Origin of the sequence: Streptomyces sp. x-19, from assembly GCF_046549115.1 — a bacterium.
In the GTDB taxonomy this organism is placed as follows: Bacteria; Actinomycetota; Actinomycetes; order Streptomycetales; family Streptomycetaceae; genus Streptomyces; species Streptomyces albulus_C.
Genome location: NZ_JAJPWK010000002.1, coordinates 538,366 through 563,518 on the forward strand (window position 1 = coordinate 538,366; position 25,153 = coordinate 563,518).

The following is a 25,153-nucleotide window of genomic DNA, read 5'->3' on the forward strand; positions in this document are numbered from 1 at the left end:
CACGGAGATTTCCCGATCGCTGCACCGTAAAAGTCCGCGAAGTTCGCGGAAGCGCGAGTTGCGTAGCGATAGGGGGACAGAACGTGTCCGGATCAACTACTTCCGACCAGCTGGTGCGAAACGGTGGAGAGCGGGACCGGCCGCTGCTGGTCACCGAGGACGAAGAACTCCTCGACGACCTCCTGCGGCTGTGCGCGGCGGCCGGGGCGCTGCCCGAAGTGGCGCACCGCCCGCCCCGTCGCACCGCGGAATGGGAAGCGGCGCCGTTGGTGGTCGTCGGTGCGGACTGTGCCGACCGGCTGTCCGGCGCGGGGCGCCGGGCGGGCGTCATCATCGCCGGCCGGGACGCGGACGACGTCGCCGTACTGCGCCAGGCCGTCGCGGTCGGGGCGGAGCGGGTGCTGGCCCTCCCCGACGGCGAACGCTGGCTGGTGGACCGGATCGCCGACGCGGTCGAGGGGGCGGGGCCGCCCGCCCTGACGGTCGGGGTGATCGGCGGGCGCGGCGGCGCCGGGGCGAGCACCCTCGCGGCGGCACTGGCCGTCGCCGCCGCCCGCACCGGGGAGCGCACCCTGCTCGTGGACGGCGACCCGCTCGGTGGTGGGCTCGACGTCCTGCTCGGTGGTGAACAGGAGAAGGGGCTGCGGTGGCCGGCCTTCGCCGAGTCGCGCGGCCGGGTGGCGGGTGGTGCGCTCGCCGAGTCGCTGCCCCGGCTGCACTCCTTACGGGTGCTGAGCTGGGACCGGGGTGCGGAGGTGGCCATTCCGCCGCCGGCGATGCGGGCGGTCCTGGCTGCGGCCCGGCGGCGCGGAGGAGTGGTGGTCGTGGACCTGCCGCGCCGGGTCGACCGGACGGTGGCCGAGGCACTGGCGCAGGTGGACGTCGGGCTGCTGCTCGTCCCGGCGGAGCTGCGGGCGGTCGCGGCGGCGCGCCGGGTCGCCGACGGGGTCCGGGCGGAGCTCGGCGACGTCCGGGTGGTGGCCTGTGGACCTCCCGGCCCGGGGAGCGGCGGCCGGCCGACGGCACAGGAGGTCGCGCGCCTGGTGGGACTGCCATTGGCGGGCGAACTCCCGTGGGAGGCAGGGCTGTCGGAGGACCTGGCGCGGGGGCGGGTGCCCGGAGGCCGGGCGCGGGGGCCGCTGGCACGGTTCTGCACCGGGTTCTGGACGCGGGTGCGGGCCGGTGGGCCCGATGCGGCGGCGGCCGTGGGCGCGGACCGCGGAGCCGCATCGGAGCCGGGAGGTGCGGCGGAATGAGGCGGCGGGCGACGGGCGCGCGGTGGAGCCGGGGGCGGACGGCCGGTCCAGGGGGCCGGACGTCCCCGGGGCACGGGCCACGGTTCGGTGACTGGTGGCGGGACGGGCTGCTGTGCGGGGCGGGGTGGTGGTCCCGTAGGAGCGGCGGCGGGCCCGTCGGGGCCGGGTGGGTCGTGGTGGCGGCCGGCTATGGGGGTGCGCGATGAACCGGGAGCTCCTGGAGGTGGTGCGCCGGCGGCTCGCAGAGGCCGGGGCGGAGCCGACGCCGGCCGGGGTGGCGGTGGCGCTGCGCGCGGAAGGCCGCCTCCTCGGGGACGCCGAAGTGCTGGGCGTGGTAAGCGCGTTGCGGTCGGAAATGGTGGGCAGCGGGCCGCTGGAGCCGCTGCTGGCCGCACCCGAGGTGACGGACGTGCTGGTGACCGCGCCCGACGCGGTGTGGGTCGACCGGGGCGGCGGGCTGGAGCGCACCGACGTCCGCTTCCGGGACGCGGCCGAAGTGCGCCGGCTGGCCCAGCGGTTGGCGGCGGTCGCCGGACGGCGGCTGGACGACGCCCGGCCGTGGGTGGACGCCCGTCTTCCGGACGGGACGCGGCTGCACGCCGTGCTGCCCCCGGTGGCGGTCGCCGGCACGTGCCTGTCCCTGCGGGTGCTGCGACCTCGGGCGTTCGCCCTTCCGGAGCTGGTGGCGGCGGGGACGGTTCCGCCGGGCGGGGACCGGCTGCTCCGGGCGCTGTTGGCCGCCCGACTGTCGTTCCTGATCAGCGGCGGCACGGGCTCCGGCAAGACCACTCTTCCTATGTACCGCCGCTAGTCTCGCTGCCCGTCTGCCATGCGCGCAAGCCCCGCCCATGCGCCACGGGGGTCAGCGCACGGACGGGGCCGAGTGAGGTCAGCCGCCCACAGCCTTCTTGGTGCCATCGCACGTAGGGCAGACCTTGGTTCCCGACATGTACGGGCGCTCACTGCCCGAGTCGAAATACTCCGAGAATCTCGCCCCCGTCCCACGGCAGTCCGGGCACGGGTCTTCCCGCTCTATAGACTCCGCGACTCTCATAGCGTCCTGCGCCTCGTACAGGTCATGCCGGGCCTGACACAGATCACACAGTGGCGCCAGACGCCCGTCCGGACCCACCGGCCGGTGCCGCTCCTCACAGACGCAAAGCGCCATGGGGGACCCCTTCCTAGATGTACGTCTTAGTGCTGCACACGTTGCACTGAACGAACACCCCGCCCTCGTCCTGCCCGATGTAACTGTCATCGGCGCTCCCGCATGCTGGGCACTGCGGACCCATCTGCGGTGACACGGGCACTGCGGGCTTACACGGGTGCGTTACCACTTCGCATACTGCCACTGAGCATCTCCTCTCATGCGTAACTTCCGGTATCGGCTTCGAACTGGCGGGGACGGGGCATTCAGGCCCGACGGTGGCGGCCATGGAGCGTCCCAGCGAGTGGCGCCGTGATCGTCCGGGGCGGGGTGTCGGTCGGCGGGCCGGGGGCATGGAACACCACGGTTGCCCCGTGCATCTCACACCGGTACGCCCCGCCTCCCAGCGGAGTCATGTCGTGCCACGCCATGGGGCACTGAACGGGCCGGTAGTCGCTTTCCAGCACCGGGGCGACCGGTTCCTCCTCCCGGGGACTGAACAGCCGTTCTAGGACCCTCCACACGGCTTCCCGGCCCCATCTGTCCGCTTACCGCTGTTGCTCCCGTTGCTGCTGCGGTCGTTCAGCTCTTTGGTTCGCTTGCTCAGATCGTCAGCGCTGCCGCTCACCGCCGCGCCGCCTCAACGATCCGGCACAGGCGCTCCGTCTGCCTCTCGTCAAACAGCGGAGGGGCAACCTTGTCCACCAGGGCGCCGCCCCTCGTGCTGAGGGTGGCAACCAACGCCGGTTCCACATCGAAACCAGCAGCACGCAAGGCGTCGTTCAGGCGCTTGCACAGTTCGTCGGCCGTTCTGTCCGACACAGAGTTGGCGCTCATGATCTGCTCCTAGCACCGGGGGTTGCTGGGTATCCCACCGTGCCGAACCCGGCGTACGCTGACCAGGGGCTTTCCGATTCCAACCAGCTTTGGAATAAAGGGGGTTGAGCGCATGAGCGACCCAATGTCGCCAGCGGTGGAGTTCGGGTTAGAGATCAAGTACGCCCGGGAAGCGCGGGGATGGTCGCAGACCCGGTTAGCGTTCAAGCTGTGCTGCAAACAGCCCTACGTCAGCAAGACGGAGAACGGGCATCTCCCATCGGCGCAGTTCGCGGAGCAGTGCGACAAAGTGTTCGGCACGCCCGGCACCTACGCCCGGATGCGTCAGCGAGCGGCCGACGCCGGCAACCCCGTGTGGTTCATTCCGTACCTTGAGCTGGAGCGTGAAGCGGCAGTCATCTGCGACTACTCCAACGCGTTCGTCATGGGCATACTGCAAACCCCTGAGTACGCCGAAGCTGTCTTCCGGTCCGCTCGCCCGGACGACTCGGCAGCCAAGATCAAGCAACGGGTGGAAGACCGCTTGCGGCGGCGAGAGCTGTTCGACGGCCCGCACCCTCCATCGCTGTGGGTGATCCTGCACGAGTCGGTTCTCTGGTCTGCCGTGGGCGGCCCGGAGGTCATGCGGGGTCAGCTTGAACACCTGCTAGCCGTGTCGGATTCTCCGCGCATCACCCTTCAGGTTCTGTCGTTCAGTGCAGGTACGCCCTCACGAGGTGTGGCGTTTAACCTGCTGACTCAGCAGGACGGAACAGAAGTTCTGTACGAGGAGACGTATCAGCGAGGGCAGGTGGACGACTCGGCGGAAGCTGTTGCCGAAGCGCGTGCAGCTTACGAACGCCTGCGTGCTGACGCCTTATCCCCCGCCGACTCGCTGTCGTTCATCCGGAACGTTATGGAGGCACACACCCATGAGCACTACCCCGGACCTTTTCCAAGCCACGTGGGAGAAGTCCAGCTACAGCCAGGGCAACGGCGGACAGTGCGTCGAATGGGCCCCCGCCCTCGTGTCATCCTCCGGCGTCGTCCCCGTCCGTGACAGCAAGAACCCCCACGGCCCCGAACTGACCTTCTCCGCGCACGCCTGGTCAGCGTTCGTGAACAACCTCCAGGGCGCCGAACTCCCGACCACCTGACCCCCGCACCCTCCCGGCCCCGTTCGCCACGCCCACGGCAGCGGGGCCCGGCTGTGCCCGGAAAAAACCTGTGACCCGTACCTCCGTGACCCGTACACGGACAGCGCTGCTATCCACTGCCGGTAGCCCTAACAGTGCTTAGGGGGTCACTCCCCACCCCTTAACGGGGTCGTTCTCGGGGCCGGTCCGACACGTTTCCGCTGGTCACAGCGCGAATGGCAGCAAAAAACGGCTTCACACCCAGCGCACGCGTCTCGTGCTTGAGTCGGGATCGCCAGACGCGCTAACGGCTGAACTTTCGCAGCGCTCCGCCCTTCCCCGCGCTGACACAGCGAAAGACCGTCTGACGCGTGGACAGACGGTCTCTCAGATCTCAGCGCAGCAGGATTACGACGCTTCACTCAGCGCCCGGTACAGCGTCGCCCGGGACACCTTGAGGGCCTTAGCAATCGCCGTGACGCTCTCACCCTTGGCCCGGCGCGCCTGCGCTACGGCGAGTTTGTCAGCGTCCATGACGGTCGGGCGTCCCCCGTGATTGCCATTGCGGGCGGCAGTCTCCAGCCCCTCCAGGGTCTTTTCCCGGATGCCCTCCCGTTCCACTTCAGCGGAGACAGCAAGGACAGCGAAGACGATGGCCCCGGACCCGTTCGGGTCGTACACGCCCTGGAGGGGACCCGAGAGGAGTTCGAGTTGGATGCCGTCCGCCTGGAGCGTGGACGACAGCGCCATGAGTTCAGCGGCGCTACGGGCGAGCCGCTTCATCTCCACCACGGTCAGGATGACCGGCTGACCGGGCGCAGCCGCCCGGATCTCCCGAGCCAGCGTCAGAGCCTTCTCCAGCTCCGGCCGCTCCTTCACACGGGTGCTGATCTTCTCCGAGAAGACCCGGGTGCACTGCGCACCGGCCAGCGCATCCAACTGCGTCTGAAGTTCCTGACCGACCGTGGAACAACGGGCGTAGCCAATCCGAATCGCTGCGCCCGGCGCCGCCTCGATCACGTCCGGTACCGCCGCACCCGCCGCCCACGGCTTCCCGGGGTTCCGGTCCGCCGGAGTCTTCACCGTCAGCTCCGCTTTCAGCGCGGGCACCAGCGTGAAACGGCCCGTGTGGTAGTTCGCAGCCACCTTGCCCGTGGACGTACGGCACGGACTACCGGCGGGCGCTGCGCACTTCGGGCAGTCGTGGCGCTCGGTCAGGTCAGCGGGGGTGGTGGTGTTCGTCGTCATGATCAAATCGTCTCATAAACGTGTCTCTAAAGCCAGATGCGAGACAGATCTTTTGCGACGGGTTTTGAGACGCCGGAGCTGGGATGAAACGGACACCCGCCCGCTGTGTGCTCCAGCGTCTCAATAACCATCGATTGTGAGACGTCGGGAAGTGGTGACGCTGCGCCACCCCGCCCCGTTCACTGCTCGATCGCCCGCCCCGCTACTGCCTGCCCGTTGCGTACCAGCAAGATCAGCGGGCGCGGTACTTCGTGATCCTCTTGGCCACCCTCCGGCACTGCTGGGCCCCCGACGTTGGACCGTGTCTCGCCTTCGCCGGGGGAGTCCCATACCCACTTCGGGTGTGCAGAGCGCACGCGCAGCGTTCCCTCAGCGTCGAGAACAACGTCCCCAGGCTGCCAGGTGTCATCTAGGTTGGTGATCTTGTGAACGTCTTCCATGGCGCCATCATGCATGCCGCCACTGACAGCGCCCGGGAGTCTTCCCGTGCCCGCCGAAACGGTCTGATGAGCCATGCGAGAACTTTTGCTCGCTGCCGCTCAGGCGACGGCCGATAGAGGGGCACCCGCCTGCCCCTGAACGACCTGAGAACCCGTACAGTCAGCGGGCCGCTAACACGTATCGGTGCCCAAGATCAGGCGCAGCGGGGTATGCCTCACCGTCCGCCAAAGTCTGCTTGCCCCCGGTAATCAGCAGGTGACGCCGGTGACGGTGACACAGCTCGTTGGGCAAACGTTCTTAGTGATAGGTAACCCTTAGATACTTTTCTAGAATTAGTGTCACTTCTGTCACTACTGTCATCCACGCAGGTCAGAGCGGCTTCATGGGAGTGACGCAAGACGGAGGGGTGACGCTGTGTACGTCACCGCCACCCCTCCCGGCGTCTACCCAGGGTCAGTGAGCGAAGATTCCCGACCCGGCGGGCCTTTCCTGCGTCACCACGCGTACGCCCTGGAGTACCCGCGCAGAATTGGTGCGTGCCCGGCGAATGGAGCCGTCCCGTTCAATGAGCGCATCGCCCAGTGTGCGCGACGACTTGAACGGCGGGATGCCTTGCGCTTCCGCCCAATCCTGGTACTCCAACCAAATCGTCGGTATGGGCGTCTCCGCCTCCGGATCGGCCACCAGGACGCCGGGGAAGAACCCCGCCAGCGGGTCACTGTCTTCGCGGTATTCCGCCGTGGCCTGCACCACGCTGGGCGTTTCGCCTAGGCCGTGGTTGTACCACTGCTGCGCCCCACGAACGGCCCACGCGAGAATGCCGGGGAACTCACTGCGCAGCGTCGCATCTAGCGTGTTGTCCCGCTCGCTGGCACTGAACTTCCGCTCAAAGGGGAGCAGCTTCACACGCCGCCACGTGCCGTGGTCCTGCTCGCGCACCTCGGGCCGGTAGTTGGTGGCCAGCAAGATCAGCGCCTCGGGCTTGAAGCTGTAGGGGTCGCGGTACTTGGGGTTGACGCTCATCTCCTCTCCGCCGGTCGCGTTCTTGATCGCTGCGGCGTCAAGTACGGCGCCCCGGTTGGTCTCGCTGGCCAGCGCCAGGCGCGCCCCGCGCAGCAGTTCGGCGTCGGCCCCGCCCCGCTTGTTCCCAGTGCTGGTGAACATGTCGAACGGCACCGTCGCGGCATGGTCGGAGAACAGAGCGCGGAGGGTGTTCAGGAACACGCTCTTGCCGTTGCTGCCTTCTCCGTAGAGCACGGCGAAGACCTGTTCGCTGGTGTGCCCGGTGATGCCGTACCCGATCAACCGCTGTACGTAGGCGGGGAGTTCGGGGTCACCGGGGAATACCTCACGTAGGAACTGCATCCAGCGCGGGCACTGCGCGTCGGGGTCGTACGCGGTCGCCACGCTGCGCGTGATCATCTGACCCGGTTCGCCGGCGATGAGCGTCCCGGTCGGCAAATCCACGACACCGTTCGCACACGCGAGGAGATCAGGGTTCCGGTCCCATGACGTTCCGCTGGTGAGCACGCCGGGCAGGGTGCTGAGCATGTCCACCACGGCATCACGGCGGGCACGGGAACCTAGCCCCTTGGCGGACCTGTCGTCGCTGGCCTTCTCGCGCAACTGGCGCAAGTAGCTCTGCGCTTCCTGCTTGATCGGCAGGCCGTTCGGGCTGATCTGCCAGGCGTGCGAACCTTCAGGGAACAGCGCCCACCCGGTGGCCTTGTCGTAGCGGACGTTCCCGCCCAGGTGCTCGAACAGCGCCTGCGCCAGCTCATCATCGCTGTACCCGCCGGGGTCGTCGTTCGCTGCCCGGACGAGAGCCATAACGGCGGCAATCTGCTCAGGGAGGAGTTCGGAGGGGGCAGTCATGCGTGGTCCTCCGGTATCAGGACGTACGAGCCGCCGGGGCCGCTCGCGCAGTGCGCCACCCGGTGACCGTACGACCGACTGTCGGGCAGTCCCTCGCTGTCGGGGGTACCAGCGCCGTGACGGTGGAGCACACCGCAGTGCGGGCAACTGACCACCAGTTGGCCGGAGCCAAGGCGGGGGTTAGGCGGTGGGACGTAGCGGGCGGGAACCTCGGGAATGTTGTCGTGGTCGTTCAGCGGTATCTCCAATCAGCGGGTGGTCCGTACCGGGCGCGTCAGGTTTGACGCCACGGCAAGTGGAACAACTCTCCCAACCGTAGACGCACCCACTGACAATGCCCCAGAACCGGGATAAGCACCCTAGAACGCACGAACGGCCCGCTGCCAGGGAAATTCCCCAGCAACAGGCCGTAACGGCGCTCAGTCAGGCTTACCGCAGCCCCTCTTGGTGCGCGATGTCGTCCAAGATGTCCTGCCGGACCTCTTCATGCTCTTCAGGTGCCAAGGGGGTGAGCCTAGGGGGTGTGGACGCTTCGTCCTCCAGCTCGGCAGCGATCGCAGCAAGCGCAGCGGCAGCCGGGTCGTCGTGCTCGCCAATGGCGAATGACAAGCGGCTGTAGTCGAAGCCAGCACCGGAGTGCTTCCCGCTCGTCACCGTGATGCGCGCACCTGTATCCATAAGCAACCGGCGCTTCCCTTCGGTGTCGGCGCTATGCCACATGTCAGCGACGGTGTGTTCGGTCCGTACCCATCGCGTAGCGGCCGGGCGCGATGGCAGTGATTCAAGCTCGCGCCGCTCCTTCAGGAGAGACGCCATCATTTCGTCGTACTCTGCTTCGTCCTCGTCGCCGTCGTACAGCCCGGCGTCACGGTCACGGCGCAGCCGTCGGATGCTCTCGCGGACACGCTCAAGGTCTGTGGTGTGGTCTTCGCCCGGGTCGGTCACTGGAACGGATATGTGGCTGTGCCCAATCCGCTTGAGGAACTGTTGTTCGGCCCACTTGTCGAGAACGTCAGCCTTCACCGATACCGCATGCCCAGTTCCCCGCTGAGTGCACCGGTAGGTGCGTATACGGGGGGCCTCGTGCAGTGTCTTGCCGTTGCTGGTGGCCTTCTTGCTACTCCCGTACATGGGTCGCTCACAGACGGAACCATCCGTGTTGATACCGGCGCAGTAGGCGACCCGTACGAGCAGCGAACCAGCGGACCGCATGCGCGTTTCTGCGCGCTTCTTCGTGCCCATGACTTCCTGGAGTACGGCCCAGGTCTCGTCATCCACCAACGCCGGTCGATCACAGCGAGGGTGACCGTTCCGGTCAAGCACGGGCCGACCCTGCCACTGCTCCCACTCGCCACTCTCTTCGTACTTGCTGCGCTTCTCCGTGGCTTTGGGATCGTGCATCGTGTAGCCCCGCAGGTGCTCGGACCGGAGCATGGCGGCAACGTGCTGGTGATCCCAGCGCTTCCGCTTCTCGGGAAGCTTGCTTGGCATCAGGTACTTTTCCGGGGACTTGGCTGCCATCCGCTGTGCAATCCGGTGCTTCTCGCGGTCGATCGGTGTAGGCACCTCGCGGTCATCAAGATCTTTAGCCACGGCGTAGATGGACTCACCAGCGATTACGCGGCGGATGATCTCGCGGACAATCGGGCCAGTCTCGGGGCACTCATCCAGCACGTAGCCAGCGCCGTCAGGGTTAGGGACGACCGCCCATCCGAACGGAATGCGTCCGCCATGCCACCGCCCCTCATGGCGTAGGTGGGCGCGAGAGCCCTTGACCCGCTCCCTGATTGCTTCCGCCTCCATCTGCGCCGCGAACGCCAGGAGCATGATGATCAGCTCAGACACGAGCGAAGCGGCGCGCATGTCCAGCTCAAGCGCCGTCCCGCCCGGTCCCTCAGCAAAGACGAGTAGCTTGCCGTGTTTCTTGGCCCACTCGCCCAACTTGGCCATGTCTGCCATAGACCGGACAGCGCGGTCAAGGCGCCAAAAGACGATTGCGTCGTAGTCGTCCGGTCGCGCGAGCCACTTGCCCAGCTCCGGGCGGCTGAATGGATCGACCCGAGACGCGGAAACGTCAAGGTCGGTGGCCTCACCGATCACCATTGCGCCGTGAGCCTTGCACCACAGTTGACCGGCGCGGCGCTGACGGGCGGGGGATGTGGTCGTGTCCGTCACGTTGGACAGTCGGACCGCTATAAGTGCTCTCACCTGGGAATTCTCCCTCACGGCTAGCGGTGGTACTTAGCTGGGGTAGCTAAGACCACGCTGCTCAGCACGTTGCTCGGGCTCGTCGGACCGGACGAGCGGATCGTGCTGGCCGAGGACTCGGCGGAGCTGCGGCCGGACCACCCCCACGTGGTGCGGTTGGAGACCCGGCCCGCCAACCAGGAGGGCGCCGGTCGGGTGACCCTCCGGGACCTCGTGCGGCAGGCGTTGCGGATGCGACCGGACCGGCTGGTGGTCGGTGAGGTCCGCGGCGCCGAGGTCACGGACCTGCTGGCGGCGCTCAACACGGGCCACGAAGGGGGCAGCGGCACCGTCCACGCCAACGCCGCGTGCGACGTGCCGGCCCGGCTGGAGGCGCTGGGGTGCACCGCTGGGTTGGATCGGGCGGCCCTGCACAGCCAGTTGGCGGCCGCGTTGTCCGTCGTGCTGCACCTCGTGCGCGACCGGGCCGGGCGGCGGCGGATCGCCGAGGTCCATGTGCTGGAGCGGGACCGTGACGGCTTCGTGGTGACCGTTCCGGCGGCGGTGTGGAGTCCGCGGGGGTTCCAGGAGGCGCGTGGTTGGGGGCGGTTGGCCCGGCTGTGCGAGAGGGGCGGCGAGGGGTGTTGAGGGACGGGGCGGGGCTGATCGCGGTCGTGGCCTTCGTGGGGTGCGCGGTGGTGCCGGTGCGGCGGCTGCGGCGGGCCCGCGCCCTGCGGCGGCGGGCGGCGGTGATCCTGAAGGACACCGGGGCGGTGTCCGCCGGGGCGGGGCTGTGGCGGTGGTGTGCCGGGCGGATGGTCGCCGGTGAGGCGGGGCGGCGGTGGCGGCTCGGGCGCCGCTGCGAGGTCGGGGCGGAGGTCTGGTGTCTGCCGGCCGGCGTCGCGTTGGGGGTCCTCGGGCGGTCGGTGCTGCCGGTGGTGGCCTCGGTCGCGGCGCTGTTCGTCGTACGGCGGTGGCTGGTCGGGCGGGCGCGGCAGCGGGCTGCTGACCGGCGGGCGGCGGCGGTGATCGGGTTCTGCGCGGCGGTGGCGGGGGAGCTGCGGGCCGGCCGGCAGCCGCACCTGGCCCTGGTCACGGCCGGGGCGTCGGGGCTGGGGGAAGCGGGGCCCGCGGTGGTGGCGGCCGCGCGGTACGGCGGGGACGTCCCCGCCGCGCTGCGGGCGGCGGCGCGGCAGCCGGGCGCCGAGGGGCTGACCGGCGCTGCCGCGTGCTGGCAGGGGGCGGTGGAGGGCGGCGCGGGGCTGGCCCTGGGACTGGAACGGATCGCGGCCGGGCTCGCCGCGCGACGCGACCAAGGGGAGGAGCTGCGGGCCCAGTTGGCCGGGCCGCGGGCCACCGCCCTGGTGCTGGCGCTGCTGCCGGTGGGCGGACTGCTGATGGGCGGTGCGCTCGGCGCCGATCCGCTCGGGGTGCTGCTGCACACCCCGGCCGGGTGGGGCGCTCTGGTCGTCGGCGGGCTACTGGAGTGGGGCGGAGTGGCGTGGACGGCCCGGATCGTCGCCGAGGCGGCGGGGGTGCGGAGATGAGCGGGAGGTGGGCGTGGTGAGCCCGGAAGTTGTCCACAGGGTGGGGATGACGGTGCTGGCCGTGACGACGGTGCTGTGCGCGGGGGCACTGGCGCGGAGGGTACGGGCCGAGCAGGCCGTGCGGCGACGGGTGCCATTGGTGCTGGAAGGGGTGGTGAAGGGGCCGTACGGCGGCCAGGAGGGCGGCAGTGCGCGTCCGCGGTGGAACGTCCGGGGGCGCTGGCGCGGGCGCCCAGCGGCCCCGGAGGACGATCGGCGGGCCGGCCGGCTGCGCGAGTGGGGCGGGCCCCTGGCGGCGGCCGGCGGGACGGCCGTTCTCCTGGGTGGCGTCACCGGGGTGCTGCTGGGGTTGGCGGTGGGCTGGGGCGCGTACCGCTGGCTGCGGTGGCAGCGGGCCGCGGCGGCCGGCCGGACCGCGACGGCGCGGGTGGCCGCCGAACTCGCCCCCGCCGGCGATCTGCTGGCGGCCTGTCTGGCGGCCGGCGCCGGGCCGCGGGAGGCCGCCGAGGCGGTGGGCCGGTCGCTGGACGGGACGGTCGCCGAGCGACTGCGCCACATCGCGGCGGAGTTGCGCCTGGGCGGCGAACCGGCCGCCGTGTGGCCTCGACTGGCGGAGCTGCCCGGTGCCGAGGCCCTGGCGAGGTGCCTGGAGCGCGCGGGCACCTCGGGAGCCCCGGCCGTCGAGCCGGCCTCCCGGATCGCGGCCGAGCTGCGCGCCGAGTGGGGCCGGGCCGCGGCCGCGCGGGCCCGGCGCGCAGGGGTACTGGTCACCCTCCCGCTCTCGGGGTGCTTCCTGCCGGCCTTCCTGGTGCTCGGAGTGGCCCCGGTCCTGATCGGGCTCGCGGGCGGACTGCTGGGGGGTGACGGCGTGGGGTGAGGCGACGGCGCGCGACGACCGGATCGGTCTGGCGCGCGACTACAGGACCGGACGGGCCTGGAGCCCGTGCGCAGCCCCGTGTTGCGCGGGGTGCCATGCGGCGCGGGGCTCGACGGGCTGCACACGTTCACGGATGCACAGGCGAATGCAGGGATTCCGAGGAGGCAGAGGATGTTCCGTCGATGGTGGGCGCGGGTGCGCGCGGACGGCGTGGACCGCGGGATGAGCACCGCGGAGTACGCGGTGGGGACGCTGGCGGCGTGCGCGTTCGCCGCGGTGCTCTACAAGCTCGTGACGAGTGGACCGGTGGCCGCGGCGCTGCGGTCGGTGCTCCAGAGGGCGCTCGATGTGCCGTTCTGAGCGCCGCGGGCGGGCCCGGGCCGCACCGGCCGGCGCGGGCCCGCCGGGCGGGCGCCGGGCGCGGGATACCGGGTTCGTCACGGCGGAGGCGGCGGTGGTGCTGCCGGTGCTGGTGGCGGTGGCCGCGGCGCTGATCTGGGGGTTGCTGGCCGCCTGCGCCCGGATCGCCTGCGTGGACGCCGCACGGGCCGCCGCCCGCGCGGCCGCACGGCAGGAGCCACCGGTGCGGGTGGTTGCCGCGGCCCGCCAGGCGGCTCCCCGGGGCGCACGGATCGAGGTCTCGCGCGAGGGCGACCTGGTGCGCGTACGCGTCGAGGCCGCGCTGCCGGGGGCGGGCCGGCTGGCGTTACGGGTCGGGGGAGAGGCGGTGGCCCTTGCGGAGGAAACGGTGCGGTGACGCGGGCTCCGCCACGGTGTGGACGGTTGTCGCGGCGGCGGCGCTGTGCGCGGTCTTCGCCGCGTTGATGGCCGTCGGCCAGGCGGTCACCGCCCGGCACCGGGCGGGCGCGGCGGCGGACCTGGCGGCACTGGCCGCCGCGGACCAGGCCCCCCGGGGCCCGGCGGCGGCCTGCGCCACGGCACGCCGGGTGGCCGTCGGGCAGCGGACCAGCGTGGTGCGCTGCGCGGTGGTCGGGCTGATCGCCGACGTGACGGTGGAGGTCGGCGGCGGGCCGTTCACCTCGCGGGTGCGGTCCCGGGCCGGCCCCGGCACGGGCGGGCCGGAGGCCGGGGTGAACGGCGGCCCGGTGGCGTACGACGGGCTCATGGCGGGCGGCCGGCGACCCCGTGCCGGAGGCCCGGTCCGGAGCGCCGTCCGGCGTCCCGAAGCGCCCCTCTGGCAGCACGTTCGCCGGGGCGGCCGAGGTGGGCTGGGGCCGGGCACCCGGCCGGGACTGCGGGCGGGCGCCCGGTGGCCGGGGACCTGCCGGGCGGGAACGGGCGCCGGCGCCGGGTGCACGCGCCTCCTCGGCCGGTGCGCGGGCCTAACCGTCGTGCGGCGTGTCGGCCGGGCCGTCCGGTGCCCCGCGCAGCAGTTCCCCCAGCAGTCGGATGGCGCCCCGTTTGTGGAGCGGGTCGTTGCCGTTGCCGCACTTGGGGGACTGGATGCAGGAGGGGCAGCCGGCCTCGCACTCGCAGGCGGCGATGGCGCTGCGGGTGGCGGCGAGCCACTCGGCGGCGGTGTGGAAGGCGCGTTCGGCGAAGCCCGCGCCGCCGGGGTGGCCGTCGTAGACGAAGACCGTGGGCAGCAGGGTGTCCGGGTGCAGGGGCACGGACACGCCGCCGATGTCCCAGCGGTCGCAGGTGGCGAAGAGCGGCAACATGCCGATGGAGGCGTGCTCGGCGGCGTGCAGGGCGCCGCCCAACTGCTCGGGGTTGACCCGGGCGGCGTCGAGCTGGTCCTCGGTGACCGTCCACCACACCGCGCGGGTGCGCAGCGTCCGGGGCGGCAGGTCGAGCTTGGTCTCGCCCAGGACCTCACCGGTGATCAGTTTGCGCCGCAGGAAGGAGACGACCTGGTTGGTGACCTCCACGGAGCCGAAGCACAGCCGGGCGTCCCCCCAGGGCACTTCGGTGTCGGTCTCCAGGATCGAGATCGCCGTGGTGTCGCGGGCCGTCGTGGAGTAGGGCGGATTGGCCTCCTCCACGAGCGCGACGTCGTCCGTCAGGTCCAGGTGCCGGACGAGATAGCTGCGGCCCTGGTGGAGGTGGACCGCCCCGTCGTGGACGGTGGTGTGCGCCGCCGCGGCGTCGACGGTGCCCAGCAGCCGCCCGGTGCCGGCCTCGACGACCTGGACGGGCGAGCCGCCCTGGCCGCGGATGTCGGTGAGGTCGGCGGCCCGCTCGCGGCGCGTCCAGTACCAGGCGGAGGTCCGCCGGCGCAGCAGGTTCGCGGCCTCCAGCTGGGGCAGCAGGCCGGCGGTCTCCGGCCCGAAGAGCGGGAAGTCGGCCTCGGTGAGCGGAAGTTCGGAGGCCGCCGCGCAGAGGTGCGGCGCGAGCACGTACGGGTTGTCCGGGTCGAGCACCGTCGACTCGACGGGCTGGTCGAACAGCGCCTCGGGGTGGTGCACGAGATAGGTGTCCAGCGGGTCGTCGCGGGCGACCAGGACGGCCAGCGCGCCCTGTCCGGCGCGGCCCGCCCGTCCGGCCTGCTGCCACAGGGAGGCGCGGGTGCCGGGATAGCCCGCTATGACCACGGCGTCGAGGCCGGAGACGTCCACGCCCAGTTCCAGGGCGGTGGTGGCGGCCAGCCCGAGGAGCTGCCCGCCGTGCAGGGCGCGTTCGAGGGCCCGGCGCTCCTCCGGCAGGTAACCGCCCCGGTACGCGGCGATCCGGCCGGGCAGCGATCGGTCCACCTCCGCCAGCCGCTCCTGCGCGATCAGGGCGATCAGTTCGGCACCGCGCCGGGACCGGACGAAGGCGACCGTTCGCACGCCCTGGACGGCGAGGTCGGTGAGCAGGTCGGCGCTCTCCGCGGTCGCGGTGCGGCGGACCGGGGCGCCCTGCTCGCCGTGGAGTTCGGTCAGCGGCGGCTCCCACAGGGCGAAGACCACCTCGCCGCGCGGCGAGGCGTCCTCGGTGATCTCGGCCACCGGCAGCCCGGTGAGCCGGGACGCCGCCTGGGCCGGCTCCGCGGCGGTGGCGGAGGCCAGCAGGAAGACCGGCTCCGCGCCGTAGCGGGCGCAGACCCGGCGCAGCCGGCGGATGACCTGGGCGACGTGGGAGCCGAAGACGCCGCGGTAGGCGTGGCATTCGTCGATGACGACGTAGCGCAGCGCGCGCAGGAAGGAGGACCACCGGGGGTGGGCCGGGAGGATGCCGCGGTGCAGCATGTCGGGGTTGGTCAGCACGTAGTTGGCGTATTGGCGTACCCACTCGCGTTCCTCGACCGGGGTGTCGCCGTCGTAGACGGCGGGCCGGACGGCCGTGCCGAGCGGGGCGGCCAGTTCGCGCACGGCCCGCCGCTGGTCGGCCGCCAGGGCCTTGGTGGGCGCCAGGTACAGGGCCGTGGCCCCCCGGCCGTTGGGCGCCTCGGAGCCGTCCAGGAGGGTGGAGAGCACCGGCGCCAGGTAGGCCAGTGACTTGCCGGAGGCGGTGCCGGTGGCGACCACGACCGATTCCCCGCGCAGTGCGTGTTCGGACGTGCGTGCCTGGTGGGCCCAGGGGCGATCGATTCCGGCCGAACGGATGGCGTCGATCACTTCCGGCCGGATCCGTGCCGGCCAGTCGGCATGGGTGCCGATGCGCGGGGGCAAGTGCTCCGTATGAGTGATGCGCGCAGCGCGGGTCGCGCCCCGGGCCAGACGGTCGAGAATCATGCCTGGGGAAGTGCGCGCGCCCGGATCCGGCGGGAGTCGATTGGAGGCCATCGGCACCGAGTGTGTCACCGGTGTGACGGACAATGCTCACAAGGCGTCGTGCACGCCTGCTGGTAAGTGATTGAATGCCATGGCGGCTGCCGATCCGCCCCTACCTCGGTGGGGAGGCCCCAGGGGGGCGACCGCTCGATAGCAAGGTGCTGGAGGATCCGTGGACCTGTCCCTGTCGACCCGGACCGTTGGCGACCGTACGGTCGTCGAGGTCGGTGGCGAGATTGATGTATACACCGCGCCCAAGCTGCGCGAGCAGCTGGTCGAGCTTGTGAACGACGGAAGCTACCACCTCGTGGTGGACATGGAACGTGTCGACTTCCTGGACTCCACAGGGCTCGGCGTCCTGGTTGGCGGGCTCAAGCGGGTGCGTGCCCACGAGGGTTCGCTGCGCCTGGTCTGCAACCAGGAGCGCATTCTCAAGATCTTCCGTATCACCGGTCTGACCAAGGTGTTCCCGATCCACACCTCGGTCGACGAAGCCGTCGCAGCAACTGACTGACGGTCGGCCGGTCCCCCGCGCCGCGGGCGCGGGGGTGGAAGGAGTGGGGGGTACCGGACGCTTTCGTCCGGCCCCCCGCGTTGCACGCCCGCATCACGAGGGGGATGGCATGGCCACCGTCGAACTGCGCTTCAGCGCCCTTCCCGAGCACGTCCGGACCGCGCGTCTGGTCGCGGCTGCCGTGGCACGGCGCGCGGGGGTGGACGAGGCCGTGCTGGACGAGGTGCGGCTCGCCGTCGGCGAGGCGTGCAGCCGGGCCGTGGGGCTGCACGAGAGCCACGGCATCACGGCGCCGGTGCGGGTGGTGCTGGTCGAGGACGAGAAGACGTTCTCGATCGAGGTGGGCGACGAGGTTCCCGGCTCCGGCGGGGCCGCCGCGGGCGGCGAGGCCGAGGGCGCCGGGGAGAACGACGCCGAGGGCGAGGACGAGATGGGCCTCGCGGTCATCAGCGGGCTGGTCGACGACGTCGAGGTGTCCGCCGGTGAGAACGGCGGGCGGATCCGGATGAGCTGGCCCGCGCACCCGGCACCCGTCCTGCCGTAGGGCGGTACGCGTACGCCCGTCGGGCGGAGGGCGCGGTGGTCGGCCCTCGTCCGTAGTGGGCGGTGAGCCCGTCGTCGTGCGGGCGGTTTCGGGGGTCCCCCAGGGCGCGGTGCGCCGTTCGTGTTCTTGAGCTGTCGCGTTTCTGCCTCAGCTGTTGGGTTTCCGCCTCTTCGTGGCACTGATCGTTCGCGTGCTCAGGGGTGTGTCCCGCTCCCGGGATCTTGGGGTCCCGGTTTCCGGCGTGTGTTCGCGTGCCGCCCGAGCGGGGCGGTCGGGTGCGCGTCCGTGTGCGGCGAGCGCCGTGTACCGGGCTCCGTGCGGTGCGGGCCCCTGGTGTTGGCGGTCGCGCGGGGTGGCGTGAGGGCGAGCGGTGCCCAGGTTCCCGGGTGGCCATGTGTCCCGGGGCGAACGGGCGCGTCCCGAGTGGTCGGCGGCGTCGTGGGCGACGTGATCCGGTCGGGATCTGACGGGCTGTCACCGCACGCTGGATGGTGTGGGAGGGGGCTGTGGGGCCTGCGTGGTGATTCCCGCGGAGCGGTCCGCGGCTCAATTCCCTCCGATTTCACGGCGGTCACAGCCGGATCGAGCCGGGGCGCGGGGTCGTTGAGCAGCGGGATCAGTAGGAAATGGAGATCATCGGTCGGGAGTCAGCGAATTCCTGGGTTTCCTCCGTCCGGGCGAATTCGTTGAACCCTCTGCCTTTCGATCTTCGCCAGGATCAGGCGAATTCCCTTTGCGGCGCCCTGTTTTGATCAACCGTGGCTCCCTACAATCCGTCAGCATCTTGCTCAGGACGCCTGAGCGTGCTTCCGCGCGCCCATGTGCCATAACGTCAAGGAGGACGAATGGCGGGGCCTTATACCCCTCAGTTGATGGACACCCCCACTTATCTGGCCGCACCTTCGCTCACCGCGGGCAACCGCGGCATCGTGCTGGTGATCGCCGTCGTCGCCCTCGCCGCCCTGGCGGTCGCGGCGGTGCTGGTGCGCCAGGTGCTCGCGGCCGGTGAGGGTACCGACAGTATGAAGAAGATCGCGGCGGCGGTGCAGGAGGGCGCAAATGCCTACCTGGCACGGCAGTTGCGGACCCTCGGCGTATTCGCCGTCGTCGTGTTCTTCCTGCTCATGTTGCTGCCCGCGGAGAACTGGAGCCAGCGGGCCGGACGCAGCGTCTTCTTCTTGATCGGTGCGGCATTCTCGGCGGCCACCGGCTATATCGGCATGTGGCTCGCGGTGCGCAGCAATGTGCGTGTGGCGGCTGCGGCCCGGGAAGCCACTCCGGACGACGGCGCGAAAGAGCAAAAGGATCTTACGGCGGTCGCGCACAAGGCGATGAAGATCGCTTTCCGCACCGGTGGCGTCGTGGGCATGTTCACCGTCGGCCTCGGGCTGCTCGGTGCGTCCTGCGTGGTGCTCGTGTACGCGGTGGACGCCCCCAAGGTGCTGGAGGGCTTCGGCCTCGGCGCGGCGCTGATCGCGATGTTCATGCGGGTCGGCGGCGGCATCTTCACCAAGGCCGCGGACGTCGGCGCCGACCTCGTCGGCAAGGTCGAGCAGGGCATCCCGGAGGACGACCCGCGCAACGCCGCCACCATCGCGGACAACGTCGGCGACAACGTCGGCGACTGCGCCGGCATGGCCGCCGACCTCTTCGAGTCGTACGCGGTGACGCTGGTCGCCGCGCTCATCCTGGGCACCGCGGCGTTCGGCGACGCCGGGCTCGCCTTCCCGCTGCTGGTGCCGGCGATCGGCGTGCTCACCGCGATGGTCGGGATCTTCGTGGTGGCGCCGCGGCGGCGGGACCGCAGCGGGATGACCGCCATCAACCGCGGCTTCTTCGTCTCCGCGGGCATCTCGCTGGTCCTGGTGGCCGCCGCGGTCTTCAGTTACCTGCCGTCGCGCTACCAGGACCTGAGCGGCGTGAGCGACCCGGAGATCCTCGGGCGCAGCGGCGACCCGCGGATGCTCGCCCTGGTCGCGGTCGCCATCGGCATCGTGCTGGCCGCCCTGATCCAGCAGCTGACCGGCTACTTCACGGAGACCAACCGGCGGCCCGTCCGGGACATCGGCAAGACCTCGCTGACCGGCCCGGCCACCGTCGTGCTCTCCGGCATCTCGATCGGCCTGGAGTCGGCCGTCTACTCGGCGGTGCTGATCGCACTGGCGGTCTACGGGGCGTTCCTGCTGGGCGGCGCCTCGATCACGCTGGCGCTGTTCGCGGTGGCACTGGCCGGGACCGGCCTGCTGACCACCGTCGGGGTGATCGTCGCGATGGACACCTTCGGCCCGGTCTCCGACAACGCGCAGGGCATCGCCGAGATGTCCGGTGACGTCACCGGGGACGGCGCGCAGGTGCTGACCGACCTGGACGCGGTGGGCAACACCACCAAGGCCATCACCAAGGGCATCGCCATCGCGACCGCGGTGCTCGCGGCCTCCGCGCTGTTCGGCTCGTACCGGGACGCGATCGCCAACGCCGTGCGGGACGTCGGCCACGCGGCCGGTGGGCTGGGCCTGAGCCTGGACATCTCGCAGCCCAACAACCTGGTGGGGCTGATCCTCGGGGCCTCGGTCGTCTTCCTGTTCTCCGGGCTGGCGATCAGCGCGGTGTCGCGGTCGGCCGGAGCGGTGGTGTTCGAGGTGCGCCGGCAGTTCCGCGAGCGGCCGGGGATCATGGACTACACCGAGAAGCCCGAGTACGGGCGGGTGGTCGACATCTGCACCAAGGACGCGCTGCGCGAACTGGCCACGCCGGGGCTGCTGGCGGTGCTCACGCCCATCGCGGTCGGCTTCTCGCTCGGCGTCGGGGCGCTCGGTTCGTTCCTGGCCGGCGCGATCGGCACCGGCACGCTGATGGCCGTCTTCCTCGCCAACTCCGGCGGCGCGTGGGACAACGCCAAGAAGCTGGTCGAGGACGGCCACCACGGCGGCAAGGGCAGCGAGGCGCACGCCGCGACGGTCATCGGCGACACCGTCGGCGACCCGTTCAAGGACACCGCGGGCCCCGCGATCAACCCGCTGCTGAAGGTGATGAACCTGGTCGCGTTGCTGATCGCACCGGCCGTGGTGAAGTTCTCGTACGGCCATGACAAGAGCCTCGGGGTGCGCGTCGCGGCCGCGGTGCTGGCGATCGGCATCATCGTCGTCGCGGTCTACGTCTCCAAGCGGCGCGGAATCGCCGTGGGTGACGAAGACAACAACTCCGAAGATCCCGAGAACGTCGCCAAGTCGACCGAGACGGCCGTGGCGTCCTGACGGGAAGGGCCGCCCTACCGGCCCGCAGACCGCTCAACGGGCGGGTGTACGGCGCTTCTTGCCCGCGCCGGACACCCGCCCGCGGCATGCCCGGACGGCGCCGCGGTCCTTGGTGCAAATGGCTGCAATGCGGGCCGGGGCCGATGCCCGACCCATGGACCAGGCCGTTTGGACGTGTATGTTCCGGGGCCGAGAGCCATGGAAGGGACCAATCCGGTGAACAAGAAGCTCGTGGCTGCCCTGTCCGGCGGTGCTGCAGTCCTGCTCGCGCTGACCGGTTGCAGCAGCGACAACACTGACAAGCTCGACAACTGGGCGAAGTCGTTCTGCGACCCCGCGCAGGCTCCGTTCAAGCAGATCCAGGACGCCAACGCGGCCATGCAGACGGCCGACAGCGGCACCACGGACTCCAAGAAGGTCCAGCAGACCGATTCGGCGGCCTTCCAGAAGATCTCCGACGCGTACGCGCAGCTGGCCAAGTCCCTGGACAAGGCCGGGGCGCCGCCGAACGAGGGTGGGGACCAGGCGCAGAAGAACGCGGTCAAGGAACTCAACTCCCTCTCCGCGGGGTACCTGGACCTCAAGAAGCAGGTGGACGCCCTGGACACCGGGGACAAGCTCAAGTTCGCGGACGGGCTGCGCAAGCTCTCCGACGGGATCAACAAGCTCAACGCCAAGAGCGAGCAGGCCTTCAAGAAGCTGGAGGCCGGCGACGTGGGCAAGGCGATGGCCCGTCAGAAGGGCTGCCAGAACCAGGGCGGGTCCAGCGGACCGTCGGCCGCGCCGTCCAAGAGCGCGTAGCGCGGGAGCCGGACCGCGGGGGCTCCCGCCGGCCACGAGCGCGGGCGACGGCCCGGCGACGCGCCCGAGACGGGCGTGGCGCCGGGCCGTCGCCGAATGTCGGTGGCAGGACCGACAATGGAGGGGTGACAACGCACCTCCCCACCGCAGATGCCCAGGACCCCGAGAGCAGCGCCCGCACCAGCCGGCTGCGCGAGGCGTTGCTGGCCGCCGCCTTCACCGCCGACGGACTGCTGGAGCTGCTCGGCGCGCCCGCGTACGCCGCGCTGGCCCGCAGCGAGACCGTTCCCGCCCTGCGCGCCACCCGGGGTGACGGGCCGTTGGAGACCCTGGTGCGGCTGTTCCTGCTCCAGCATTCGGTGCCCCGGGCACAGGCGGCCGCGGTGCTGCCGGTGGCGGACTGCCTCGCCGACGGGTGGCTGGTGCCGGACGGCGACGCGCTGCGCGCCACGGTGGACGTGCGCCCGTACGGCGGCCCCGACGGGCAGGACTGGTGGGTCGTCTCCGACCTCGGCTGCGCGGTCGGCGGGGCGGGCGGCATCCGGGGCGCGGCGGGGGCGGACCGTGCCGAGCTGGTGCTCGGCGTCGGCGGGGCCTCCACGACGCTCGCCGGGATCACCGTGCGCCGCCCGGTCGCCAAGGCGCTCGACCTCGGCACGGGCTCCGGCATCCAGGCACTGCACGCGGCGCAGCACGCCACCCAGGTCACCGCCACCGACCTCAACCCCCGCGCGCTGCGGATCACCGCGCTGACGCTGGCGCTCTCCGGGGCCCGGTCGGCGGACCTGCGCGAGGGCTCGCTCTTCGCGCCGGCGGGCGAGGAGACCTACGACCTGATCGTCTCCAACCCGCCGTTCGTGATCTCGCCGGGCGCCCGGCTCACCTACCGGGACGGCGGAATGGGCGGCGACGACCTGTGCCGCACCCTCGTCCAGCAGGCCGCCGCGCACCTCAACGACGGCGGGTACTGCCAGCTGCTGGCCAACTGGCAGCACGTCGAGGGCGAGGAGTGGCAGGACCGGCTGCGCTCGTGGGTGCCGCGCGGCTGCGACGCCTGGATCGTGCAGCGCGAGGTCCAGGACGTCACCCAGTACGCCGAGCTGTGGCTGCGCGACGGCGGCGACCACCGCGCCGGCCAGGAGGAGTACGCGGCGCGGTACGACGCCTGGCTCGACGAGTTCGAGGCGCACAAGACCAAGGCCGTCGGCTTCGGCTGGATCACGCTGCGCAAGTCCGGCGCCGCGGACCCGTCCGTCACGGTCGAGGAATGGCCGCACCCGGTCGAACAGCCCCTGGGCGAGGCGGTGCTGCGCCACTTCGACCGGCAGGACTACCTGCGGTCCACCGACGACGCGGCGCTGCTGGCCGGGCACTTCCGGCTGGCCGACGAGGTGGTGCAGGAGCAGGTCGGGCTGCCCGGTGCGGAGGACCCGGAGCACGTGGTGCTCCGCCAGAACCGCGGCATGCGCCGCGCCACGAAGGTGGACACCGTCGGCGCCGGCTTCGCGGGCGTCTGCGACGGGTCGCTGCCCGCCGGGCGGATCCTGGACGCCATCGCGCAACTCGTCGGCGAGGACCCGGTGCTGCTCCGGGACCGTACGCCGGCCGCGATCCGGATGCTGGTCGAGCAGGGCTTCCTGGAGCCGGTCGGCTGAGGCGGCTGGCGGCGGGCGGCGTTCACGCGGCGTTCGTCCCGCTGCCGCACGCGGCTGGCAGGCTGCCCGCATGGATAGTGGGCCGGAGACATTCGCGGGCGCGGCGTTCGCGCTGTTCGGCGGCGGGTTGCTGCTGTGGGCGGCGGTCTGCGTGCGGACCGGGCAGCCGGTGGCGGTGGGGTACGGCCGGGTGGCCGGGACGGTGACGGCGCTGCTGGCCGGGGCGGGATTCCTGACGGTGGGGTGCCGACTGCTGGGTGCGTTGTGAGGGGACAACCGCCTTTACGGGCAGGGACGTTCAGTTCCGGCCAGGTTCGGAGAAGTCGGCGGTTTCGACCGCGGAAGGGGAACCTCCGCTCGCGGGCGCCCGTATTCCTCAAAGAAGGTCATCCACCAGCTCATTGGCCCATCAGTGAGGAATCCGACATGAACCGTGCACTTCGCTACGCCGGTGTCGCCGCGGCCACCGTCGCCCTGCTCGCCGGCGGCTCGGCCGTCGCCTTCGCCGCCCAGGACGTCGTCCACACGCCCGCCCCGGTCGTGGCCACCGCGCCCGCGACCGCGACGCTGACCGCCAAGACCAGCGCCACGACGGTCAACGCCTGGCAGGAATTCCGGATCACCGGCGCCGCCAAGGGCATCAAGCCCGGCACCAAGGTGACGGTGCAGCAGAAGCAGGGCAAGAAGTGGGTGTCGCTGCCGGCCCAGGCGCCGGTCAACGCCAACGGCAGCTACGCGATACGCGTCAAGCTCGGCATCAAGGGCGTCAACGAGCTGCGGATCGCGTCGGGGAACACCCTCTCCCCGGTCGTGAAGGTCACCGTCCGCTGACGCACGCCCCGTCGGCCGTCAGCCGATGAGGTTGCGGGCGACCATCCACACCGCGGCGGTGCCGAGCACCACGGCATTGCCGCGGGCGGTCAGCTTCAGTGGGAGGTGCCGCCCGCGCACCCCGGCGACCAGCCAGCGCACCAGGACGTAGGCGAGGGCGGGCACGCCGAGGACGAGCAGGGCGGCGTTGTCGTGGAAGGCCGTGACGACGTCGCCGTGCATCAGGTCGTACGCCAGCCGCGTCCCGCCGCAGAACGGGCAGAGCAGTCCGGTCAGCAGGCGGAACGGGCAGGGGAGCAGCAGTTGGCCGGGCTGGTGCGGGTCGGTCTGCCAGAGGTAGCCGGCGCCCAGCGCGGCGACGCCGAGCGCGAGCGACGCCTGGCGCAGGGTGTGCCGGCGGACCGCCGCGGGGCCGCCCGGCGGCACGGGGCCACCGGGCGACGTCGGGTCGGCGGGCCCGGGCCCCGCGGGCTCGTCGGGGTGCACGGGCTCGTCGGGGTTCACACGCTCAGCGACCTGGCGTAATGGACCTGGTTGAGGACGAACATGACCTGCTCGCGCGACTGCACGGGGATCATCGTGGAGTGGTGTCGCCCCTGGCTGTTCACGGTGACCTGCACGAAGCCGGTCGTGGTGCGCTCCTTCATCAGGAGGAAGAGCAGCCCGAGCAGGCAGAAGAAGAAAAAGATGATGGCGAGGACGACCGCGTGCGCGGGGATCTTCTCCTCCGTGCGCGACATGTCGGTGGCCGTCCAGACCGCGCCCCGCAGCGGCATCGAACCGGCCGGGGTCATGACCGTGTCGCCGCTGACCGCGATGTCGCCGAGCGACAGCGCCATGCCGCCGACCGGCGGCTGCTGCTGCCCCGGGAAACCGCCGGGCGGAGGCGGCGGCGGGGTGCCGGGCGGGAAACCGGGAGCGGGCGGCGGGCCGGCCTGCGGGTAGCCGTAACCGGGCTCGCCGGCGCCCCCGCCGTGCGGATAGCCGTAGCCCGCCCCGGCGGGCGGGCCGCCCTCGGGAGCGGCGTAGGGGTTCTGGCCGGGCTGGCCCGGCGGCTGTTCCGGAGGCGGTCCGGGGTACTGGTGCGCCATAGGTGTGGTTCCCCCCGAGGATCGTGATGACGACGGCAGCCGACCCGCCCGCGGGCCGTGCCGCCTCCATCCTGCCAGCCCGCTCACCCGCCGTATCACGGTGATGACGCCAACGGGAGCGACTTCGCGCCCGCCGTCCGGCCCGTGGACGACGACGGCCGAACGGCGGGACGCACCGCGTGGTCACGCAGCGGAAGCAGGGCCAGGCCGGAGCGGG

The 25,153-nt window shown here is 71.3% G+C and carries 21 protein-coding genes and 4 pseudogenes; 17 read left to right on the plus strand and 8 right to left on the minus strand.

Annotated elements, in window-relative coordinates; translation table 11 throughout:
• Positions 1 to 83: 83 nt before the first annotated feature.
• Complete coding sequence (gene ssd, locus ACLJT4_RS06915; protein ID WP_411121457.1) at positions 84 to 1,256, plus strand: septum site-determining protein Ssd; 1,173 nt, start codon at positions 84 to 86, stop codon at positions 1,254 to 1,256.
• 202 nt (positions 1,257 to 1,458) lie between these two features.
• A pseudogene (locus ACLJT4_RS06920) lies at positions 1,459 to 2,049 on the plus strand (ATPase, T2SS/T4P/T4SS family); the annotation flags it as partial.
• A 978-nt stretch (positions 2,050 to 3,027) separates the two neighbouring features.
• On the opposite strand, the gene ACLJT4_RS06925 reads toward ACLJT4_RS06920, so the two are convergent.
• Positions 3,028 to 3,240, minus strand: coding sequence for a hypothetical protein (locus tag ACLJT4_RS06925; RefSeq protein WP_411121458.1), 213 nt, complete (start codon positions 3,238 to 3,240; stop codon positions 3,028 to 3,030).
• Positions 3,241 to 3,352: 112 nt separating this feature from the next.
• Here ACLJT4_RS06925 and ACLJT4_RS06930 point away from each other — a divergent pair, with 112 nt between their 5' ends.
• Together ACLJT4_RS06930 and ACLJT4_RS06935 are read left to right on the plus strand one after the other, a co-directional pair.
• A complete protein-coding gene (locus ACLJT4_RS06930) occupies positions 3,353 to 4,279 on the plus strand; it encodes a helix-turn-helix domain-containing protein (protein ID WP_411121459.1) in 927 nt (308 codons plus the stop codon).
• Positions 4,239 to 4,376, plus strand: a pseudogene (locus tag ACLJT4_RS06935) (DUF397 domain-containing protein); the annotation flags it as partial. The gene ACLJT4_RS06930 and the pseudogene ACLJT4_RS06935, both read left to right, overlap by 41 nt.
• Positions 4,377 to 4,763: 387 nt before the next feature.
• Here ACLJT4_RS06935 and ACLJT4_RS06940 read toward each other — a convergent pair.
• The 4 genes from ACLJT4_RS06940 to ACLJT4_RS06955 form a co-directional block, all read right to left on the minus strand.
• Positions 4,764 to 5,603 (minus strand): recombinase family protein, encoded by an 840-nt coding sequence (locus tag ACLJT4_RS06940; RefSeq protein WP_411121460.1) that lies wholly within the window; start codon positions 5,601 to 5,603, stop codon positions 4,764 to 4,766.
• 179 nt (positions 5,604 to 5,782) lie between these two features.
• Positions 5,783 to 6,043, minus strand: a complete 261-nt coding sequence (locus ACLJT4_RS06945; RefSeq protein ID WP_411121461.1) for a hypothetical protein — start codon at positions 6,041 to 6,043, stop codon at positions 5,783 to 5,785.
• Positions 6,044 to 6,497: 454 nt separating this feature from the next.
• Entirely contained in the window at positions 6,498 to 7,919 is a 1,422-nt protein-coding gene (locus tag ACLJT4_RS06950) for a phage/plasmid primase, P4 family (RefSeq protein ID WP_411121462.1), read from the minus strand.
• A 429-nt stretch (positions 7,920 to 8,348) separates the two neighbouring features.
• On the minus strand, positions 8,349 to 10,145 hold the full coding sequence (locus ACLJT4_RS06955) for a recombinase family protein (protein WP_411121463.1): 1,797 nt from the start codon (positions 10,143 to 10,145) through the stop codon (positions 8,349 to 8,351).
• 21 nt (positions 10,146 to 10,166) lie between these two features.
• Here ACLJT4_RS06955 and ACLJT4_RS06960 point away from each other — a divergent pair.
• The 6 genes and pseudogenes from ACLJT4_RS06960 to ACLJT4_RS06985 form a co-directional block, all read left to right on the plus strand.
• Positions 10,167 to 10,754: pseudogene (locus ACLJT4_RS06960) on the plus strand (ATPase, T2SS/T4P/T4SS family); the annotation flags it as partial.
• The gene (locus ACLJT4_RS06965) at positions 10,751 to 11,653 is read left to right on the plus strand and encodes a type II secretion system F family protein (RefSeq protein WP_411121695.1); all 903 of its coding nucleotides are present in this window, start codon (positions 10,751 to 10,753) and stop codon (positions 11,651 to 11,653) included. The pseudogene ACLJT4_RS06960 and the gene ACLJT4_RS06965, both read left to right, overlap by 4 nt.
• 16 nt (positions 11,654 to 11,669) lie before the next feature.
• Entirely contained in the window at positions 11,670 to 12,530 is an 861-nt protein-coding gene (locus ACLJT4_RS06970) for a type II secretion system F family protein (protein ID WP_411121464.1), read from the plus strand.
• 171 nt (positions 12,531 to 12,701) lie between these two features.
• A complete protein-coding gene (locus ACLJT4_RS06975; RefSeq protein ID WP_016574352.1) occupies positions 12,702 to 12,890 on the plus strand; it encodes a DUF4244 domain-containing protein in 189 nt (62 codons plus the stop codon).
• A complete protein-coding gene (locus ACLJT4_RS06980) occupies positions 12,877 to 13,287 on the plus strand; it encodes a TadE family type IV pilus minor pilin (protein ID WP_275463627.1) in 411 nt (136 codons plus the stop codon). Before ACLJT4_RS06975 ends, ACLJT4_RS06980 begins: the two co-directional genes overlap by 14 nt.
• Before the next feature lie 16 nt (positions 13,288 to 13,303).
• Positions 13,304 to 13,537, plus strand: a pseudogene (locus tag ACLJT4_RS06985) (Rv3654c family TadE-like protein); the annotation flags it as partial.
• Positions 13,538 to 13,873: 336 nt separating this feature from the next.
• Here the strand turns inward: ACLJT4_RS06985 and ACLJT4_RS06990 are convergent.
• On the minus strand, positions 13,874 to 16,258 hold the full coding sequence (locus ACLJT4_RS06990) for a DEAD/DEAH box helicase (RefSeq protein ID WP_411121465.1): 2,385 nt from the start codon (positions 16,256 to 16,258) through the stop codon (positions 13,874 to 13,876).
• Positions 16,259 to 16,418: 160 nt separating this feature from the next.
• Between ACLJT4_RS06990 and bldG the strand changes: the two genes are divergently transcribed.
• The 7 genes from bldG to ACLJT4_RS07025 all read left to right on the plus strand — a co-directional run bounded on the left by bldG (position 16,419) and on the right by ACLJT4_RS07025 (position 23,845).
• Positions 16,419 to 16,760: an anti-sigma factor antagonist BldG gene (gene bldG, locus ACLJT4_RS06995; protein WP_004571875.1), complete on the plus strand. Its 342-nt coding sequence runs from the start codon at positions 16,419 to 16,421 to the stop codon at positions 16,758 to 16,760.
• A gap of 109 nt (positions 16,761 to 16,869) precedes the next feature.
• Positions 16,870 to 17,304, plus strand: a complete 435-nt coding sequence (locus tag ACLJT4_RS07000; protein ID WP_275463625.1) for an ATP-binding protein — start codon at positions 16,870 to 16,872, stop codon at positions 17,302 to 17,304.
• 845 nt (positions 17,305 to 18,149) lie between these two features.
• Positions 18,150 to 20,558 carry a sodium-translocating pyrophosphatase gene (locus ACLJT4_RS07005; protein ID WP_411121466.1) on the plus strand — a complete coding sequence of 803 codons (2,409 nt, stop codon included), beginning with the start codon at positions 18,150 to 18,152 and terminating at the stop codon, positions 20,556 to 20,558.
• Between the two features lie 216 nt (positions 20,559 to 20,774).
• Positions 20,775 to 21,359, plus strand: coding sequence for a small secreted protein (locus ACLJT4_RS07010; protein WP_411121467.1), 585 nt, complete (start codon positions 20,775 to 20,777; stop codon positions 21,357 to 21,359).
• Positions 21,360 to 21,484: 125 nt separating this feature from the next.
• Entirely contained in the window at positions 21,485 to 23,014 is a 1,530-nt protein-coding gene (locus ACLJT4_RS07015; protein ID WP_411121468.1) for a methyltransferase, read from the plus strand.
• A gap of 70 nt (positions 23,015 to 23,084) precedes the next feature.
• Positions 23,085 to 23,282, plus strand: a complete 198-nt coding sequence (locus ACLJT4_RS07020) for a hypothetical protein (RefSeq protein WP_411121469.1) — start codon at positions 23,085 to 23,087, stop codon at positions 23,280 to 23,282.
• Positions 23,283 to 23,440: 158 nt separating this feature from the next.
• Positions 23,441 to 23,845 (plus strand): hypothetical protein, encoded by a 405-nt coding sequence (locus ACLJT4_RS07025; RefSeq protein WP_411121470.1) that lies wholly within the window; start codon positions 23,441 to 23,443, stop codon positions 23,843 to 23,845.
• Between the two features lie 18 nt (positions 23,846 to 23,863).
• On the opposite strand, the gene ACLJT4_RS07030 is transcribed toward ACLJT4_RS07025, so the two are convergent.
• Positions 23,864 to 24,331 (minus strand): DUF2752 domain-containing protein, encoded by a 468-nt coding sequence (locus ACLJT4_RS07030; protein WP_411121696.1) that lies wholly within the window; start codon positions 24,329 to 24,331, stop codon positions 23,864 to 23,866.
• 14 nt (positions 24,332 to 24,345) lie between these two features.
• Positions 24,346 to 24,936 carry a hypothetical protein gene (locus tag ACLJT4_RS07035; protein WP_411121471.1) on the minus strand — a complete coding sequence of 197 codons (591 nt, stop codon included), beginning with the start codon at positions 24,934 to 24,936 and terminating at the stop codon, positions 24,346 to 24,348.
• Positions 24,937 to 25,153: the final 217 nt, after the last annotated feature.